Below are 17,549 nucleotides of genomic sequence, written 5' to 3'. Positions count from 1 at the left end.
GAATCGATGAATGACAAGGAAAGAAAACCGTGGGTAACGGCGTCGGATGTCGCGGCACGCGCGGGCGTCTCGCGTTCCGCGGTGTCGCGCGCATTCTCGCCGACGGCCAGCATCGCGCCGCAGACGCGTGAGCGCGTGATGGTCGCCGCGCGTGCGCTCGGCTACCAGGTCAACCTGATCGCGCGCGACATGATCACGCAGCGCAGCAGCATGATCGGCGTCGTGACGGCCGGGTTCGAGAATCCGTTCCGCGCGCGGCTGCTGTCGGACCTGATGGCCGCGCTCGGGCAGCGCGCGCTCACGCCGCTCGTGACCAATGCGGAAGATCCGCGCCAGGTCCGGCAATCGCTCGAACAGTTGCTGAGCTACCGGATCGCGGGCCTCGTGATGACATCCGCGTCGCCGCCGCTGTCGGTCGCGCAGCAGTATCTCGAACACCGGATCCCGGTCGTGATGATCAACCGCGAGGCAAACCTGCCGGGCGCGGACCTCGTCGTCAGCGACAACGCGGCGGGCGCCGTCCATGCGGCGCAGCGGCTCGTGCGGGCCGGTGCGCGCCGGCTCGCGTTCGTGGGGCCGCGCGGCGCGAGCTACAGCGCGCAATCGCGCGCCACCGCGTTCGAGCAGGCGATCGGGCGCGGCGACGCGTTCGACGCGACGCTCGCGCACGTGCTCGACACGCCGTCCGACACCCATGCGAGCGGCGTCGAAGCGGCGCGGCAACTGTTCGCGAACGGCGGGCGGCCCGACGGCGTGTTCTGCTCGTCGGACCTGCTCGCGCTCGGCGTGATCGACGTCGCGCGCAGCGAATTCGGGTTGCGCGTGCCGGACGACGTGCGCGTGATCGGCTTCGACGACATCCCGGCCGCCGAATACGATGCGTATCGGCTCACGACACTCCGGCAGGACACGCGCGGCCTCGCGCACGCGGCAGTCGACCTGCTCGCCGACCGGATGCAGACGTTCGACGGCCCGTCGCGCACGCGCGTCGTGCCGGTCACGCAGGTGGTGCGGGCCAGTTGCGAGTAACACGGGGAGATCGGGCGCGGCGTTGCCGCGCGTCACTTCAGCCCGCCCGCGAACCCGCGCAACAGGTAGCGCTGCACGTAGCCGGCCACGGCCAGCGTGGGCAGCGACGCCATCAGCCCTGCGCTCATCAGGTCGCCCCAGTCGATGCCGTTCTCCGTCACGTAGCCGGCAATCGCAAGCGGCAGCGTGAAGCGACTCGGCGTCGATACGAACAGCAGCGCGATCAGGAATTCGTTCCACGCGGCGATGAACACGAAGATCGCGGTCGCGATCAGTCCCGGCGCGCACAGCGGCAGCACGATCTGCACGAGCCGTCGAGCCAGGCCCGCGCCGTCGATGCAGGCCGCTTCCTCGTATTCGATCGGCACTTCGCGCACGAACGCGAGCAGCATCCAGATCGCCATCGGCAGCGCATAGATCTGGTACGCGAGCATCAGGCCGAGCGTCGAATCGAGCAGGTGCAGCCGCTTCGCGAGCGCGAACAGCGGCACCGCGATCGTGATCGGCGGCATCAGCTTCAACGCGAGCACGAGCACCAGGAACAGCAGGTCGAGCCGCGCCGGAAACCGCAATCGCACGAGCGCGTACGCGGCCGGAAACGCGAGCGCCAGCGCGAGCAGCGTCGTGCCGAAGCCGACCAGCAGCGAATTGAACAGCGGCGCGCCGATGCCGTTGGACCATACCGACGCGAAATGCTCGACGGTCGGTGCGGCCGGCCAGATCCGCAACGGATGATCGAGGCGTTCGAGCGTCGGCATGAAGGCTGCGCCGGCCATCCACAGGCACGGCAGCAGCAACAGCGCGAGCGCAACGATGCGCAATGCCCACGGCAGTGCGCGACCGAATGCGACGCCCGTTCGTGCGCCCGTGATGCGGGCGGGTTGCGCCGTCATGCGCGCCGCTTGCGAACCGTCTGCCATACGTACCCCGAGACCAGCAGCGCGGACGCCGCGAGCATCAGCACCGACGCGGCACTCGCCGGCCCGACGTTGAAGAAGCGGAAGCCCGTGTCGTAGATATAGGTCGACAGCGTCTGCGTCGCGTTGCCGGGGCCGCCGCCCGTCAGCGCATAGACCTTGTCGAACAGCTTGAACGTGTCGATCGAGCGCAGCAGCAGCGCGAGGCCGATCTGCGGCGCGGCGAGCGGCAGCGTGATGTCGCGCAGGCACTGCCACTCGCTCGCGCCGTCGGTGCGCGCGGCTTCGTACAGCTCCTGCGGGATCGACTGCAGCCCGGCGAGCACGATCAGGAACGCCATCGGCGTCCACTGCCATACGTCGACGAGCGCGAGCGACCACAGCGCGAGATGCGGATCGGACAGCCAGCGCACGCCTTCAATACCGAACGCCGCGAGCAGCGCGTTCAGGAAGCCGTCGAAGTTCAGCCAGTTGCGCCAGATCGCCGAGCACACGAGCGTGGACAGCATCATCGGCAGGATCGCGAGCGGCAACGCGATGCGCCGCCCCGGAAACGCACGCACAAACAGCAGCGCGAGGCCGAAGCCCAGCGCGACTTCGGCGAGCGACGCGACGATCGTGAAGCGCAGCGTGTTGCCGAAGCCGGCCGTGAACGCGTCGTCGCCGAGCACCGCGCGATAGTTCGCCAGCCCGGCGAATGCGCGGCGGCCGGCCGAATAGTCGACCTGGCAGAACGAATCGATCAGCACTTGCGCGACCGGATACAGCGCGAGCGCGGCGAGCACCAGCAGCGCGGGCCCGAGCAGCGCGACGAACGGCAGGCTGCGGCCGAAGGCTTTCATGCGCTGTGTCCCGGCGAAGGTTCGACGCGTCCCGTCACTTGCCCGCCGCGGCTGTCGCCTGCGCGATCTTCTGCTGCGCCTGGCGCAGCGCCGCGTCGGGTGCGGCCTGCCCCGTCAGCGCGAGTTGCAGCTGGTCGCCGAGAATGCTCTCGACCTGCTGCCAGTCCTTCACGCGCGGCCGCGCGCGGCCCGCTTCGAGCGCCTTGAGCTGATCCGGATACCAGCGGTACTGGCGCACCAGCGCCGGATCGTTGAACACGCTGCGGCGGGTCGGCGGAATGCCGATGCCGGCGAGGCGCGTCTGCGTGTCGCGTGCGGTCAGGTACGCGAGGAAATCCTGTGCAAGCTTCGCGTGCGGCGCATCCTTCGGGATGCCCATCTGCCAGATACCGAGCATCGGCGCCGGGCCCGCGGTCTGCCCGGGCGGCGGCTGCAGCGCGATCTGCCCGACCACGCGCGACTGCTTCGGATCGTCGAGCGCCGGCACCCACGCCGGCCACACCTCGATCGACTGCGCGGCCGTGCCACGCTGCAGCGCGTCGCGCACTTCCGCTGCGCCATATACGTCGACGTCCTTCGGCGCGGACGCCTTCAGCGCGAGGAAGGTCTTCAGCGCGGCCTGCGTTTCGCGCGAATCGATCGTCACGTTGCCGGCATGGTCGAACACGTCGCCGCCGTAGGCCCACAGGATCGGCAGGAAGCCCGTCACGACGGGGTTGCCCTTCGTGCCGCGGAATACGACGCCCGACACGCTCTTGTCCGCGCCGCCGACGGTCTGCGCGATCTTCAGCACGTCGTCCCAGTTGCGCGGCGGCTGCAGCTTGTACTTCGCGAGCAGGTCCTTGCGATACGCGAACATCTCGACGTTGCCGACGATCGGCAGCGCGTACAGCGCACCGGCCGCATTGCGGCCGAGCGCGACCGTGGACGGCACGAGATCGGCGTCCGCGAGCGACGCGGGCAGCGGCTTCAGCCAGCCGTTGCCGATGAATTCGGGTGCCCACGTGTCGTCCATCATCACGAGGTCGTATGCGCCGGTGCCTTCGCGCATCGACAGCTTGAGCTTCTGGTACAGGTTCGCGTTCGGCAGCTTGAGCAGCTCGATCTCGGTGCCCGGGTGCAGCTTGTTGAAGCCGGCGACAGCGTCGGCCAGCCCCTTGCCGTAGATGTCGTCGCGGCCTGCGATGACGAGATCCGCGGCAACGGCGTGCGTGGCGGCGAAGGACAGCGCAAGGGCGGCGGACAGCGCGCGCAGGCGGCTCAGCAAGGTCATGAGGTCTCTCTCGTTCGGCGTGGTGGCGGGACGGCCAGGCGTTGCACACGTGTGCAACGCGGGCGACGCTTCTGGCCGCCTGAAGCGAACGCCATTGTTCACGCCGATCGTTAAGAATTTATGGCACACGGCGGGAGAGGCGGCCGCCGTGCCCAGCCGCCCCACCCGCGTGGCGTCCCCGGCCGGACCTCCCCGGCCGGATCAGAAGTTCACGCGGATCCCGGCCATCACCGCCAGTTGCCGGCTCGAGTTGCTGTTCGCGAGCACCGGGATCTGCGCGTAGTTCACCGCGTTGCCGTCCGCGTCGGTGCCGAGCCCCTTCCCGCTCGAGATCTGGCCGATCGCGACCGCATACAGCGCCGTGCGCTTCGACAGACTGTAGTTCGTGCCGACGTTCACCTGGTGGAACCGCGTCGTGCCGCGCCCGTCGGTATGGGCGGCATTGAAGATATAAGCCACGCCGCCCTGCAGCGCGGGCGTAAACATGTACGTGGCATTCAGCTCGCCGATGTCGAACGTGAACGCCTGCGTGCGCGGCTGCGCGGCCGTCGAGAAATAACGGCTGTCGCCGAGGCGCGTATGCGTGTAGGTGAGCGCGATCGTCGCATCGCCGAACGTGACCGAGCCGCCCGCGCCGAACGCGCGCATCGAGCCGGCATCCTGCAGCAGGCAGTACATCGCGCCCGGGTTGCTGCACGCGAAATCGCCGATATAGCCGCTCGCGCCGCCGAGCGCCGCATCGAGCGGCTGGTGCAGGTCGAGGTAGCCGACCGAGAACGCGACCGGCGCACGCGTGTACGTGGCGGCCACCGCGTAGCCGCGCTTCGCGGAGAAGTCGCCGGCCTGCCCGCCGAAGCTGAACGTGCCGCCGAACGTGAGGCCGTTGAAATCGGCGCTGGTGAACTTCACCGCGTTGTTGAAGTTGAATGCGGCGTTCAGGTTGTCGACGTCGCCGAGGTGCGAGCCGTACGGCGTCGCCCAGTTGTTGCTCGACACGTACGCGCCGAGCATGTCGGTGTACGAGTCGTACTGTCGGCCGAGGCCGAGCGTGCCGATCCCGTCCTGGCGCAGCCCGACCCACGCCTGCCGGCTGAAGGCCGTGCCGCCCTGCAGCGCCTGCCCGTTCGCCGACAGGAACTGCTGCTCGAGCGTGAATACCGCATTGAGCCCGCCGCCGAGCGGCTCGGCGCCCTGGAAGCCGAAGCGCGACGGCACGAGGTTGCCGCCGCCCATCTGCCACGCATGGCCGCCGCCCGTGCTGCCGTCGGCGCGCGTGAACTGCTGGTTCGTCGAGTAGATGATGCCGGTGTCCACGGTGCCGTACAGCGTCACGCTGCCGGAGGTTTGCGCGTGTGCGTGCATGCAACCCAGCGTCGCCGCAGCCGCGGCCAGTCGTCGTCCGATCTTCATGTCCCGCCCCTCTGTTGTCATCGATTCGCAGTGCAGATCGATGGGGTTATCGATATGGGTGACAGGACTCTATCCAGCGAAAATTCAGGACCTCTATCGCAAATCGGCAAACAGTCGCACGCGTTGCCCGCGACCGTGCCCGGCGGCGCCGTTGCGGCGCGCGTGCGTCATTCGGGGCGCGTCGTCTGGGACGGCAGCTCGCCGAACAGGTCGCGATACTCGCGCGCGAAATAGCCGAGGTGCGTAAAACCCCAGCTCGCAGCGGCCTCGCCGACGCCGAGTTGCTGCACCGACGTCGTGCGCAGCATGCGGCGCACCGCATTCAGCCGGATCGTGCGCAGATAGCCGACCGGTGTGACGTCGGCCACGCGCTGGAAACTCGTTTGCAGCGTGCGGCGGCTGCAGCGCAGCGCACGGCACAGTTCGAGCACGGTGACGGGTTCTTCGGGCCGGTCGCGCAGATGCTTCTCGCAACGGCTCACGATGTCGCTGTAGGTGGCGTGCGTGATGTCGCGGCGCTCGACGCCGATGCCCTGCTCGAGTGCGTCGAGGAACATGCCGAGCATCGCGTCGCGGAACATCTTGCGGGTGGCCGCGTATTCGAGGTGGCCCGGGTTGCGCTGCGCGTCGTCGATCAGCGCCGACAGCCGCACGCCGAGCGCGACACCCTGCTCGTCGGACAGCCGCGTCACGTGGCGCAGTTTGCGCGCGCCGGATGCGCCGAATTCGGCTTCGCACAGCTCGTCGACCATGTCGGACGCCGCACTGATCCCGACGAGCCCCATCCCTTCCGGCGTGTGGAATTCGAAATCCTCGCCGGCGCGCAGCGCGAGCAGCGCATAGCCGTCGACGGGCTGGCCCTGGAACGTGCCCGCGAGCGGCACGGACAGCGGCACCGCGAGCGACGTGCGCCCGGCCGGCGCGAGCCCGGTTTGCGCGACCCGCCGGTTGGTCGTTTCGCGGAAGAAGTGGAAATCGTCGTACAGCACCTGCGTGACGGTGCCCTTGAAGCGGCCCGGCGTCATCTGGCGGTAGACCTGATGCCAGCCCGCGATCGCGAGCCCGTGATCGTGCACGTCTTCGTGTGAGCGTGACTGGAACAGCATCGGCATCTCCGGTAAAACCCTTAAACGCGGCCGCCGGGTTCCCCCGGTGCGAAACGCCACAGCTTACCCGTGCAAAATCCTGCGTAGTGCGGTTTCGAACGCAAGACAGGCCGCCGACAAGGCAGCGGCCTGCTCGCCCGTCAGACGAACGTAGCGGCGGAACGACGGCATCCGGTTCACGACCTCGCTGCCGCCGAACGGCACGATCGCGAGCGTCCAGCGGCCGTCGCGCGCGTCGATCGTGCAGTCGGTCTGGTGCAGCGGCCGCAGCGCGTCGGCCAGCGACGGCTCGGCCACCAGTGCGGCCAGCGTGTCGGCGAATCCGGGGTCGCATCCCGGCGCGGCCAGCGCATCGATGCCCGTGCAGCGCAGCCAGCCGGTCTGCCGCACGCGCGCACTGCCCTGCACGGCCGGACCGCACACGGTTGCCGCCACCTTCACGCTGACCGTGTGCATCAGGAACTGGCGATCGACCCGCTCGTCGATGCTCACGCGCACGCCGTTCGGCAGCCTCGCCGTCGGACTGCCGACGCGATCGGCATCGCGCGCGGCGCCCAAATCGGCCAGCACGCGCGCGGCGATCGCGCCGGGCCGATGGCCGGGCGGCGGCGCATCGGGCGTCGCGCGCCAGCGGGCAAGCACGGCCTTCACGACGCGACGTGCTCGTTGCGCAGCACTTCCTCGACCGGCACCGGCTTGAACGGATGCCGGCGCTGCACGACCAGCGTCCAGAACAGCGCGTACAGCGCGGTGAGCCCGAGCATCGCGCCGAACGGCACGTAGATGTCGCGCGCGTTCATGCCCGGCGGCGTGATGTACCAGATCGCCAGGATGATGCCGACGCTCGACACGATCTGCGGCAGCGGGAACAGCGGCGAACGGTACGGGCGCGGCAGGTCCGGGCGGCGAATCCGCAGCATCACGACCGACGCGGTGACGAGCAGGTACGCGGTGCCCCACGCGCAGGTCGCGGCAAGCACGAGGTGCAGGATGCTGTCGAGATTGCCGTTGATCAGCCACGCGTGGAAGATCGGCACGATCGCCGCCGCGACGATGCCGACCACCGGCGTCTTGAAGCGCGGATGCAGGTACGCGAAGCAGCGCGGCAGCGCCCCGTCGATCGCCATCCCGTACAGGATGCGCGGCAGCCCGGCCATCAGCGTGTTGATCGTCGCGGCGCCCGCGCACAGGAACGCGATGCCGAACCACACGCGGCCGAAGGGCCCGAGCACCTGCAGCGCGAACGCGGGAATCGCGCCCGGCGTGTCGAGCAGGTGCGTGAGACCGTCGGGGCTCACCGGCACGTTCGCGACCTGGCGGCGGATCGCCGCGCCGTACAGGAACATGCAGATCGCGACGCCGACGAGGCCCAGCGCCATCGCGCGCGGAATCGTCTTGCCCGGCGTCTTCATTTCCGGCGCGAGCGGCGTGACGAACTCGCAGCCGACGAACATGAACATCGCCATCCCGACCAGCGACAGCACGGCCGGCACCGACGTGCCGACTTCCGAGCCGCCGAACCAGCCGTCGAGATGCACGGCCGGCGCGGCCGCGAGCCCGAGGATCCCGAAGATCATCAGCGACAGCCACATGCCGGCCGTCAGCACGATCTCGAGCTTGCTGAACACCTTGATGCCGATGATGTTGGTGATCGCGAACGTGACGACGAGGCCGACGCCGACGAGCCACGAGCTGTTGTGCTTCTCGAACGCGGCATTCAGCGATTCGAAATTGACGAGCGCCATGATGCCGCTCAGGATCGTTTCCGCCGTGCCGGCGAACACGTGCACGAGGAAATACGCGGAGATCGTGCCGGTGATCGCCCAGAAACGGCCGAGCCCGCACGACAGGTAATCGTAAACCGAGCCGGCCGTCGGCAGCATCGCGGCGGCTTCGGAGAAGGTCGTCGCCTGCGCCTGCATCATCACGAACGCGATGATCATCGCGACCGCGAACGCCCAGCCACCCATCCCGAAGCCCGACGTCGCGGTGAGAATCACCGGGCTTGCCATGATCAGGCCGACGGCGCTCGCCAGCGCGGTCGGAAAACCGACCGCCCCCGCGTTCAGCGCCGTGCCGCCACCCGCTTCAGCCGGCGTGCCGGCGGGCGTGCCGCCCGCTGCGCCGGTAACTCCAGACCATCCCGACATCCTTGTCTCCTTCCTGTGTCGACCCTGGCCGCCGCTTCGTCGGCGGCCGGGGTTCCATGGCATTGCGGTCGGCCCGGGGCGGCGCTTCAGCGCTTCGATTCCCGGGCCCCCTGTCGATCACACCTCGATCCGATGTCGAAAAAATACGCAGGCAAAATAATCCGGTCATAGCGCAAATCGGCAAACCGGCGGCAGCCGCGCTGCCCGCCGCCGGCGTGCCGTCACGCGATCACGCCATCACGCGAACGGCACGGCCTCGAAGCCCGCCGCGAGCGCGTCGACGATCCGGTCGAGCTGCTCGCGCTGGATCACGAGCGGCGGCGACAGGATGATCTTCGTGCCGACCGGGCGCACCAGCACGCCGTTCTCGCGCGCGACTTCCGCGACCGCGTTCGCGTAGCCGGACAGCGGGTCGATCGGCTCGCGCGTGTCCTTGTTCGCGACGAGGTCGAGCGCGAGCATCAGCCCCTTGCCGCGCACCTCGCCGACCGCCGCGAAGCGTTCCGCGAACGGCTTCAGCGCTTCGAGCAGATACGCGCCCTGCTTCGCCGCATTCCCCGGCAGGTCTTCCTTCACGACGATGTCGAGGCTCGCGATCGCGGCCGCGCATGCCACCGGGTGGCCGGCATACGTGTAGCCGTGCATGATCGCACCGCCGAAATCCGCGTTCGCGGCGAACGCGTCCTCGATCCGCGCGTTCACGACGGTCGCGCCGAGCGGCACGTAGCCCGACGAGATCCCCTTCGCGAGACACATGATGTCCGGGCGCACGCCCCAGCCGCGGCTGCCGAACATACTGCCGCTGCGGCCGAAGCCCGTCACGACCTCGTCGGCGATCAGCAGGACGCCGTAACGGTCGCACACCTCGCGCACCAGCGGCCAGTAGTTGGCCGGCGGCACGATCACGCCGCCCGCGCCCTGGATCGGCTCCGCGATGAACGCGGCGACCGTGTCGGGGCTCTGGAACTGGATCTCGCGCTCCAGCATTTCCGCGCAGATCCGGCCGAGTTCCTCCGGATCCTGCGTGAACGGGTTGCGGTACAGCCACGGCGTCTCGACGTGGAAGCAGCCGGGCAGGTTCGGCTCGTAGTTGCGGCGGAACACCGTGTTGCCGTTCACCGACGCGCCGCCGAAGTGCGTGCCGTGATAACCCTGCTTCAGCGAGATGAACTTCGTGCGGTCGGCCTGGCCGCGCACCTTCCAGTACTGGCGCGCGATCTTCAGCGCGGTCTCGATCGAATCGGAGCCGCCCGAGCTGTACAGCACGCGGCGCATCCCTTCCGGTTCGAGCATGTCGATCACCTTCTTCGACAGCTCTTCCGCGCGCGGATGCGAGATGCCGTCGAACAGCTGGAAGTATTCGAGCTCGTCGAGCTGGCGCACGATCGCGTCCTTCACTTCCTGGCGGTTGTGGCCGACGTTCACGTTCCACAGGCCCGCGACGCCGTCGACCAGCTTGCGGCCCTCTTCATCGAACACGTAGCAGCCGTCGCCGCGCACGATGCGGATCGGCTTGCGCTGCTTCATGTCGTTCGGGTGCACCATCGGATGCCAGAATTTCGCTTCGTTGTAGCTCATTGCAGTCTCCACTGTCGGATCGGTTGAACCTCGATCGCCGAGGTTCTCGGTTTTCGTAATTGGCGCCGCGCGTCAGTGCGCGATGCAGACGGATTTGGTTTCGGTGAAGCCTTCGATCGCGTACTGGCCGAATTCGCGGCCGATGCCCGATTGCTTGTAGCCGCCGAACGGCATCGACGGGTCGAGCGGGATATGGCAGTTCACCCACACGGTGCCGGCCTCGATCTGCGGCACGAGGTTCATCACGCGCTTCAGGTCGTTGCTCCACAGGCTCGCGGCGAGGCCGTACGGCGACGCGTTCGCGAGGCGCACCGCGTCGGCCGCGTCGTCGAACGGCACGACGACGATCACCGGGCCGAACACTTCGTCGCGCACGATCGCGCTGTCCGGATGCGGATCGGCGATCACGGCCGGCTTCACGTAATAGCCGGGCAAATCGTCGGCCGGCGTGCCGCCGGCGAGGAACGTGAGGCCCGCGCGGCGCGCGCCTTCGATGTGCTGGACGACCTTGTCGCGGTGATGCGCTGAGACCAGCGGGTTGATCTGTGCGGTCGTGTCGAGGCCCGCGCCGAGCTTCATCGACTGCGCGACGCCCGCGAGGCCGTCGGCGAGCTGCGCGAACTTGCTGCGATGCACATAGATGCGCGACGCGGCCGCGCACACCTGCCCCTGGTTGAAGAACGCGCCGGCGGCGACGCCGTCGAGCGCCTGCGCGACGTCGATGTCGTCGAGCATCACGATCGGGTTCTTGCCGCCGAGTTCGAGCGAGAAGCGCGTCATGTTCTGCACGGCCGCCGCGCCGACCAGCTTGCCGGTCGCGGTCGAGCCCGTGAACGAGATCTTCGCGATCGACGGGTGGCTCGCGAGCGCGGCGCCGCACACGCGGCCGCCGGTGACGACGTTGAACACGCCGGGCGGCACGCCGGCTTCGAGCGCGAGCTCGGCGAGGCGCAACGCGGTGAGCGGCGTTTCCGGCGACGGCTTCAGCACGATCGTGCAGCCGGCCGCGAGCGCGGGAATCAGCTTCCACACCGCGATCATCAGCGGGAAATTCCACGGCACGATCGCGGCGACCACGCCGACCGGCTCCTTGCGCGTATAGGCCGTATAGCGCGCGCCGGGCGGGAACGGGATCGACACGTCGAGCGTCTGGCCGGTGATCTTGGTCGCCCAGCCGGCCATGTAGCGCACGTATTCGACGCTCGCGCCGACCTCGACCGCGCGCGACACGTGGATCGACTTGCCCTGGTTCAGCGTTTCGAGCTGCGCGAGCGTTTCCGCGTCGCGCTCGATCAGGTCGGCGAGTTTCAGCAGGATGCGTTCGCGGTCGGCCGGGCGCAGGCCGCGCCACACGCGGGTGTCGAATGCGCGCTTCGCGCTGGCGACCGCGCGGTCGACGTCGCGTTCGTCGGCGTCCGCGACCGTCGCGAGCCGCTCGCCCGTCGCGGGGTCGTACACGTCGAGCCGCGCGGCCGCGTGCGCGGGCTGCATTTCACCGTCGATGAAGAGGCCGAAATCGCGCGCAACGAAGGTGCGCACGGTGTCGCTGACGGCGACGAAATTCGTGGTGCTCATGGGCGTCTCGAGGATTGTCGTGGCTGGACCGCGTGCGCATGGGCACGCGGGCGTCGTTCCACTGTATCGACGAGGGTTCGCGCCCGGTGAGCGCAAATTGGCAGCGCGTGGGCGCTGAGGGTGGCAGGTTCGAGCCCCGCGGGGGCGTGTCGAGTGTCGAGGCGGGAAGCCGGCTCGGTATCGCGCGGGCAGACCGGCCGGCCTACTCGACCGGTGCGGGCATGCCCGCGCCGGTACCGGGCCCATGCCCGGTCATTGCGATGCTAGTTTCTGAAGCCGTGCCCCATCGACGCAAGGAAGTCGTACGCCTGGTAATCCAGCCAGTAGATGCCGAGCGCCAGCGGAATCAGGAAGTACAGCGAATCGTATATCCCGCTTCTCACGGTCCTGATGATGAAAATCGGCAGTGCAATGCTCAAGGCGGCGACCACAAGCGCAACTGCAATGATCGTGACGTCCATGTTCCCGGCCCCTGGTTGTTATTGAAACGACGATCGCGCATGGTACTGCACGACGGCGGGAACCCGCGAGCAGAACGATTTCAGCGGCGGCGAGCCACCGGTTCGGCACGGTTCGACCGATCAGGCTTGCAAAGTGGGGGCTTGGCTGAGGCGTCTGCCGGTCAGCCGCTGACATCCAGGCAGCCCGCGGGGCCAACCAGTTCGTTTTCCTTGGCATTGCCCGACGTGAACAGGCAAAAATTCGTGCCGATTTCATTGCCGAACTCCATCAGGAAGTCCAGTCGGCCGTCGCGATCGAGGTCGCCGGCCCAGATCAGCGTCACGCGAAACGGCGGCGGGTCGCCGCCGAAATCATGCAGGACCGACCGCTTGCCGCCGCCTTCGACCATCACCGCACCGGATGCGGTGTAGCGCAATGCGTACCGGTGGCCGTGAAACGCGAAACGCAGCGGTTCGGGGCCGGGCTCGATCACCCTTCCACCGTTCGGGAACGCCAGGTTCGCCGCGTCGACCCGGCCCTGCCTGAGCGATGTGCAACGCAACAGCGCAACGGCCTTTTTCACGTCGGGCGTGACGTCGACGACAATGCCATCCGGTTGCACCGGTTCGAGCCGGATGCGTGCCGGCGCGAGCTTCCAGCGATTGCCGTCCGGCGCCAGTGCGAGCCATCCGTCGCCGAGATCAGTGCCAGCGTCGCCGACGTCATCGGCCAGCATCCGGAGCGGTTGCAGTACGGCGCACGAATCGGGTTCGCTCTCTTGCGCGAACGCAGTCGAGGCCGAGAAAACACCCAGCAACACGAGCAGCACAGCCAGCAGCGCTTTGATATCCATGAATCGGCGATCGCGAAAGGTTCGAATTCCGGATCGCAATTATCCGATGAATTACAGGAACAGCGCCCCGACCAGTTCGGTGCGGTTCGACACGCCGAGCTTGCGGTACATCCGCATCAGGTGCGTCTTGACGGTCGGCTGGCCGAGCGCGAGATCGCGGGCGATCTCCTTGTTCGAGCGGCCGTCGCGCACGAGGCGCGCAATCTGCTCCTCGCGATAGGTCAGGCGCTCCTCGCAGCCGATCCGGTGGATCCCGCGCCGCGCGCGCAGCAGCGGGCTCAGCGCGGCTTCGGCAACCGGCTGCAGCCGCGCGAGCGCATCGATCTCGCCGGGCGCGAACCGCCCGGCCGTGCTGTTGCCGGTCACGCCGCCGCGCGTTTCGCCCGACCCGAAGCGCAGCAGCGAGAACGCGCCGACCGTCCGGCCCGCATCGCGCAGCCAGATCTCGACGACGTCGGCCACGTCGTGGCGCCGCAGGAAACGGGTCCAGTACGCGGATGCGTCGCGCCTTTCGTCAGGCAATTGGGAAGCGAGCGTGACGACCGCGCGCTCGCCCGCCGCGCAGCGCGACGGATGCAGCGGATCGAGCATCCGGTAGCGCGCGACATAGGTGCGATGCATCGATTCCGGCATCCCGAACAGCTCGAAATCGGCCGGTTCTCCGCTCTGGTCGAGCCGGTAGAACACGATCGCGGACGGGCTCGCAAACGCGTCGAATGCGTCCACGCATGCGCGCAGCGCGCGTGGCCAGTCGGCGGCGGCCGGGTCGGCGGGAACGGATGGGGTCGGCATGGTGGCGTCGGCTAACGGGCGAACGTATCGAAGATCGAAGTTCGGGCCAGCCTACCGGCGCCGAAAAGCGCCGGTGAGCACAAATCGGCAAATCGTCCCGGCCCGGCCGGCACCGCGGGTTCGGCCGGAACGAGGCGGGCGCGCGACGGCGCGCGCCCTCGTGTCAGCGGGCGTTCGCCGCGAACGTGTCGCAGGCGCTCAGCTCGCCCGATTGCATCCCGCGCCGCAGCCAGTACACGCGCTGGTCGCTGGTGCCGTGCGTGAAGCTTTCCGGGACGACATAGCCCTGCCCTTGCTGCTGCAACCGGTCGTCGCCGATCGCGGCGGCGGCCTTCAGCCCCTGCTCGAAATCGCCGGGTTCCATCAGCCGCTGGTTCGCGCGCTGCGCGTTGTTCGCCCATACGCCGGCAAAGCAGTCGGCCTGCAACTCCATCCGCACCGACAGCGCGTTCGAGTGTGCCTGGCTCGCCCGCCGGCGCGCGGCATCGACCTTGTCGGAAATGCCGAGCAGGTTCTGCACGTGATGGCCGACTTCATGCGCGATCACGTAAGCCTGCGCGAAATCGCCGCCCGCGCCGAAACGCTTGCGCAGTTCGTCGTAGAAGCCGAGATCGATATACACCTTGCGGTCGCCCGGGCAATAGAACGGCCCCATTGCGCTCTGGCCGGTGCCGCATGCGGTTGGCGTCGAATTCTCGAACATCACCAGCTTCGGCGGCTGGTATTGCGCATGCAACTGGGTCGAGAAAATGCCCGACCACGTGTCCTCGATATTGGCAAGCACCTTGCGCGTAAACACCGCGCCCGGTTCGTTCGCCGCCGCGCCCTGCCGCTGCGCGGGCGCGGGCTGCGCCTGCTGCTGGCGGCCCTGCAGCGCCGATGCGCCTTCGAGTATCACGCGCGGGTCGATCCCGAAGAAATACGACGCGGCGAACGCAACCACGATCGTGCCGATGCCGATCGTCGCGCCGCGCCCGCCGCCGAACCCGCCGGCGCCGCGGCGATCCTCGACGTTCGTGCTTTCCCTTTCGTCGTCCAGCCTCATTGCCGGCCCTCCCTGTTCTTGTCGATGATCCGGCGCGCGAGCGCGCGACCGGGAGATAAGTTGTCGTGGCACGATCCTCGGCCGATGCAGCGCCCGCGCGCCGGGTGCGCGCCCATGCCGGGATCGCCGGCCTGCCGCTCCGCTCGCACGACGGAATCGGCCGACCGATGCGCCGCGCGTCGATGCGCGGCCCGCCCGCGCTATTCTGCCGGGCTTTCGTGACTTATCGCAAAAATGTGGAGGATAGAGCGATTCGGCACCGGACATCGTCAGCCTTTGCAAAATGGGCAACGGCCGATCCGGCTGGCCGGATGCCGCCCGCCTTCATCCTTTCGGCTGATACCGGCGCTCGCCCGCGCCGCCTAAAGTGACCGGAGACGACACCCTTCCGGAGCACGACATGACACACCCGCCACCCCGCACGATCGCGATCACCGGCGCGGGCACCGGTATCGGCGCCGCGTGCGCACGCCGCTTCACCCATCGCGGCGACCGCGTCGTGCTGATCGGGCGGCGCCAGGCGCCGCTCGACGCGCTGGCCGCCGAAACGGGCGGCCTCGCGCTGGCCGGCGATGCCGCGAGTGCCGCCGACTGGGCCCGCTTCCTGCCGCAGATCGCCGAACACTTCGGTCGCGTCGATGCGCTCGTCGCGTGCGCGGGCGGCCACGGGCTCGGCCGCGCGGACGAAACCGACGACGCGCAGTGGCGCGACGCGATGCACGCGAACCTCGACACCGCGTTCGTCAGCGCGCGCGCGTGCCTGCCCGACCTGATCGCGCAGCGCGGCAGCATCGTGCTGGTCGCGTCGATCGCGGCGCTCGCGGCCGGGCCCGGCGTGTGCGGCTATACGGTCGGCAAGCACGCGCTGCTCGGGCTCGCACGGTCGCTCGCGCGCGACTACGGGCCACACGGCGTGCGGGCGAATGCGGTGTGCCCCGGCTGGGTCCGCACGCCGATGGCCGATGCGGAGATGGCCCCGCTGATGTCGGCGCACGGCGACACGCTCGACGGCGCGTATGCGCGCGTCAGCGCCGACGTGCCGCTGCGGCGCGCGGCCGACCCCGACGAGATCGCGGCCGTCTGCACGTTCCTCGCGTCGCCGGACGCGTCGTTCGTGACCGGTGCGACGCTCGTCGCGGACGGCGGCGCGATGGTCGTCGACGTGCCGACGCTCGCGTTCGACAAGCTTTGATGTGCGCGGGTGCGCCGCTCGCGTGACGCACGCGTCGCGGGCGGCGTTTTCGTGCACGTCCTCCTGCCCGCCACCGCCCGCCCGCGCACCCGCTACCGCGCGCGTACCGCACCGCCCGCTCAGTTCCCGCCCTGGAAAATCCGCTACCATCGACCGATCCCGCCGCCCCGCCCGGCACCGCCTCACGGTTCGAACCTCGATGAACATCCGGTTTCTTGAAACCTTCGTCTGGCTCGCGAAGCTGGAAAACTTTCGGCTCACCGCCGAAAAACTGCACACGACGCAGGCCGCCGTGTCGAGCCGCATCGCGTCGCTCGAGGAAGCGTTCGACGTGCGCCTGTTCGACCGCAACACGCGCTCGGCCACGCTCACGCCCGCGGGCCGGCGCATGCTCGCCTACGCGGAGCGGATCGTGCGGCTCGACGGCGAAATGCGCCGCGACATCGATGCGGCGAGCGACGCGGGCCTGATCCGGATCGGCGTGATCGAATCGATCGTGCACAGCTGGTTCCCCGCGCTGATGGCACAACTGCGCGAGCGCTATCCGCGCCTCGACGTCGAGATCACGAGCGACACGACGCTGCACCTGATCCGCCTGCTCAGCACCGACGGCGTCGACCTGATCCTGCAGACCGACCCGGTACCGGGCCCCGATTTCACGAACCTGCCGCTGTGCGAATTCCCGGTGCGCTGGGCGGCCAGCCCGCGCCTCGGGCTCGGCGGCCAGGCGCTCGACGTCGCGCGCCTGGCCGAATTCCCGATCATCAGCTTCTCGCGCCACTCGGGGCCGCACGCGACGATCGAGCGCCTGTTCGCGGCCGTCGAGCGGCCGGCCAGCATCAACTGCATCACGTCGGTCGCCGCGATGATCCGCCTCGTCGCCGACGGCTTCGGCGTGGCCGCGTTACCGCCCGCGATCATCGGGCGCGAGCTGCACGAAGGCGCGCTCGAACTGCTCGACGTCGATCCCGAATTCCCCGCGCTGCCGCTCGTCGCGACGTACCGCAGCCAGGGTCAGCCGGTGGCCGCGCGCATCGCGGAACTGGCCAGCGAAGTCGCGCGCGCGATGTCGGCCGCCGCGAATCACGCAAGGCCGGCGGCAGCGGTCACGCCCGATAGCGTGGACAAACCACCCGCCCGTCCCGCGACGAAAACGAAAGCCAAGGCGCCGGCTGAAGCGAAGCGCACGACGCCATCCGCACCACCCGCCACGCCCCCCGCGAAACGCCGCCCGCGCCGCTCATAAGAAAACCTGTTCACCGCGAATTTGTTTTCTTGTTGGACGGGCGCGGCCCGTCTTCGGGAAACTGCGGTTCCTGACACACCCCGTCACGAGGAACCCCGCG

The 17,549-nt window shown here is 68.9% G+C and carries 16 protein-coding genes; 3 read left to right on the top strand and 13 right to left on the bottom strand.

Annotated elements, in window-relative coordinates:
• Positions 1-6: 6 nt before the first annotated feature.
• Positions 7-1,029 (top strand): LacI family DNA-binding transcriptional regulator, encoded by a 1,023-nt coding sequence (locus ACN8ZM_RS20540; protein ID WP_420212214.1) that lies wholly within the window; start codon positions 7-9, stop codon positions 1,027-1,029.
• 32 nt (positions 1,030-1,061) lie between these two features.
• Here ACN8ZM_RS20540 and ACN8ZM_RS20535 read toward each other — a convergent pair whose 3' ends face one another.
• The 13 genes from ACN8ZM_RS20535 to ACN8ZM_RS20475 form a co-directional block, all read right to left on the bottom strand.
• Positions 1,062-1,949 carry a carbohydrate ABC transporter permease gene (locus ACN8ZM_RS20535; RefSeq protein WP_420212213.1) on the bottom strand — a complete coding sequence of 296 codons (888 nt, stop codon included), beginning with the start codon at positions 1,947-1,949 and terminating at the stop codon, positions 1,062-1,064.
• The gene (locus ACN8ZM_RS20530; protein ID WP_043179796.1) at positions 1,919-2,788 is read right to left on the bottom strand and encodes a carbohydrate ABC transporter permease; all 870 of its coding nucleotides are present in this window, start codon (positions 2,786-2,788) and stop codon (positions 1,919-1,921) included. The genes ACN8ZM_RS20535 and ACN8ZM_RS20530 overlap by 31 nt, the downstream gene beginning before the upstream one ends.
• A gap of 34 nt (positions 2,789-2,822) precedes the next feature.
• Positions 2,823-4,061: an ABC transporter substrate-binding protein gene (locus ACN8ZM_RS20525; protein ID WP_420212212.1), complete on the bottom strand. Its 1,239-nt coding sequence runs from the start codon at positions 4,059-4,061 to the stop codon at positions 2,823-2,825.
• Between the two features lie 201 nt (positions 4,062-4,262).
• The gene (locus tag ACN8ZM_RS20520) at positions 4,263-5,471 is read right to left on the bottom strand and encodes a porin (protein WP_043179800.1); all 1,209 of its coding nucleotides are present in this window, start codon (positions 5,469-5,471) and stop codon (positions 4,263-4,265) included.
• Positions 5,472-5,638: 167 nt separating this feature from the next.
• Entirely contained in the window at positions 5,639-6,577 is a 939-nt protein-coding gene (locus ACN8ZM_RS20515; RefSeq protein ID WP_041493501.1) for a helix-turn-helix domain-containing protein, read from the bottom strand.
• 63 nt (positions 6,578-6,640) lie between these two features.
• The gene (locus ACN8ZM_RS20510; RefSeq protein ID WP_420212211.1) at positions 6,641-7,228 is read right to left on the bottom strand and encodes a DUF3156 family protein; all 588 of its coding nucleotides are present in this window, start codon (positions 7,226-7,228) and stop codon (positions 6,641-6,643) included.
• Positions 7,225-8,727, bottom strand: coding sequence for an APC family permease (locus ACN8ZM_RS20505; protein ID WP_301767985.1), 1,503 nt, complete (start codon positions 8,725-8,727; stop codon positions 7,225-7,227). Before ACN8ZM_RS20505 ends, ACN8ZM_RS20510 begins: the two co-directional genes overlap by 4 nt.
• 237 nt (positions 8,728-8,964) lie before the next feature.
• On the bottom strand, positions 8,965-10,305 hold the full coding sequence (locus ACN8ZM_RS20500; RefSeq protein WP_043179807.1) for an aspartate aminotransferase family protein: 1,341 nt from the start codon (positions 10,303-10,305) through the stop codon (positions 8,965-8,967).
• A gap of 72 nt (positions 10,306-10,377) precedes the next feature.
• A complete protein-coding gene (locus tag ACN8ZM_RS20495; protein WP_420212210.1) occupies positions 10,378-11,880 on the bottom strand; it encodes an aldehyde dehydrogenase family protein in 1,503 nt (500 codons plus the stop codon).
• Positions 11,881-12,143: 263 nt separating this feature from the next.
• Entirely contained in the window at positions 12,144-12,341 is a 198-nt protein-coding gene (locus ACN8ZM_RS20490) for a hypothetical protein (protein ID WP_043179813.1), read from the bottom strand.
• A 161-nt stretch (positions 12,342-12,502) separates the two neighbouring features.
• Positions 12,503-13,213, bottom strand: a complete 711-nt coding sequence (locus ACN8ZM_RS20485) for a hypothetical protein (RefSeq protein WP_420212209.1) — start codon at positions 13,211-13,213, stop codon at positions 12,503-12,505.
• A 12-nt stretch (positions 13,214-13,225) separates the two neighbouring features.
• Positions 13,226-13,966, bottom strand: coding sequence for a response regulator transcription factor (locus ACN8ZM_RS20480; RefSeq protein WP_420212208.1), 741 nt, complete (start codon positions 13,964-13,966; stop codon positions 13,226-13,228).
• A gap of 163 nt (positions 13,967-14,129) precedes the next feature.
• On the bottom strand, positions 14,130-15,011 hold the full coding sequence (locus ACN8ZM_RS20475; protein ID WP_089452323.1) for a neutral zinc metallopeptidase: 882 nt from the start codon (positions 15,009-15,011) through the stop codon (positions 14,130-14,132).
• 400 nt (positions 15,012-15,411) lie between these two features.
• Between ACN8ZM_RS20475 and ACN8ZM_RS20470 the strand changes: the two genes are divergently transcribed.
• Both ACN8ZM_RS20470 and ACN8ZM_RS20465 read left to right on the top strand, forming a co-directional pair.
• A complete protein-coding gene (locus ACN8ZM_RS20470; RefSeq protein ID WP_420212207.1) occupies positions 15,412-16,203 on the top strand; it encodes an SDR family NAD(P)-dependent oxidoreductase in 792 nt (263 codons plus the stop codon).
• Between the two features lie 199 nt (positions 16,204-16,402).
• Complete coding sequence (locus tag ACN8ZM_RS20465; protein WP_420212206.1) at positions 16,403-17,449, top strand: LysR family transcriptional regulator; 1,047 nt, start codon at positions 16,403-16,405, stop codon at positions 17,447-17,449.
• Positions 17,450-17,549 lie beyond the last annotated feature (100 nt).

Origin of the sequence: Burkholderia aenigmatica, assembly GCF_048627025.1 — a bacterium.
Taxonomy (GTDB): Bacteria; Pseudomonadota; Gammaproteobacteria; order Burkholderiales; family Burkholderiaceae; genus Burkholderia; species Burkholderia aenigmatica.
Note: the sequence above shows the minus strand (reverse complement) of the source record. Positions and strands in the feature narration are given on the sequence as shown.

Excerpts from the sequence above, each read along its gene's own strand:
- ACN8ZM_RS20540 (WP_420212214.1), top strand. The coding sequence starts at position 7 with ATGAATGACAAGGAAAGAAAACCGTGGGTAACGGCGTCGGATGTCGCG.
- ACN8ZM_RS20535 (WP_420212213.1), bottom strand. The coding sequence starts at position 1,949 with ATGGCAGACGGTTCGCAAGCGGCGCGCATGACGGCGCAACCCGCCCGC.
- ACN8ZM_RS20530 (WP_043179796.1), bottom strand. The coding sequence starts at position 2,788 with ATGAAAGCCTTCGGCCGCAGCCTGCCGTTCGTCGCGCTGCTCGGGCCC.
- ACN8ZM_RS20525 (WP_420212212.1), bottom strand. The coding sequence starts at position 4,061 with ATGACCTTGCTGAGCCGCCTGCGCGCGCTGTCCGCCGCCCTTGCGCTG.
- ACN8ZM_RS20520 (WP_043179800.1), bottom strand. The coding sequence starts at position 5,471 with ATGAAGATCGGACGACGACTGGCCGCGGCTGCGGCGACGCTGGGTTGC.
- ACN8ZM_RS20515 (WP_041493501.1), bottom strand. The coding sequence starts at position 6,577 with ATGCTGTTCCAGTCACGCTCACACGAAGACGTGCACGATCACGGGCTC.
- ACN8ZM_RS20505 (WP_301767985.1), bottom strand. The coding sequence starts at position 8,727 with ATGTCGGGATGGTCTGGAGTTACCGGCGCAGCGGGCGGCACGCCCGCC.
- ACN8ZM_RS20500 (WP_043179807.1), bottom strand. The coding sequence starts at position 10,305 with ATGAGCTACAACGAAGCGAAATTCTGGCATCCGATGGTGCACCCGAAC.
- ACN8ZM_RS20495 (WP_420212210.1), bottom strand. The coding sequence starts at position 11,880 with ATGAGCACCACGAATTTCGTCGCCGTCAGCGACACCGTGCGCACCTTC.
- ACN8ZM_RS20490 (WP_043179813.1), bottom strand. The coding sequence starts at position 12,341 with ATGGACGTCACGATCATTGCAGTTGCGCTTGTGGTCGCCGCCTTGAGC.
- ACN8ZM_RS20480 (WP_420212208.1), bottom strand. The coding sequence starts at position 13,966 with ATGCCGACCCCATCCGTTCCCGCCGACCCGGCCGCCGCCGACTGGCCA.
- ACN8ZM_RS20475 (WP_089452323.1), bottom strand. The coding sequence starts at position 15,011 with ATGAGGCTGGACGACGAAAGGGAAAGCACGAACGTCGAGGATCGCCGC.
- ACN8ZM_RS20470 (WP_420212207.1), top strand. The coding sequence starts at position 15,412 with ATGACACACCCGCCACCCCGCACGATCGCGATCACCGGCGCGGGCACC.
- ACN8ZM_RS20465 (WP_420212206.1), top strand. The coding sequence starts at position 16,403 with ATGAACATCCGGTTTCTTGAAACCTTCGTCTGGCTCGCGAAGCTGGAA.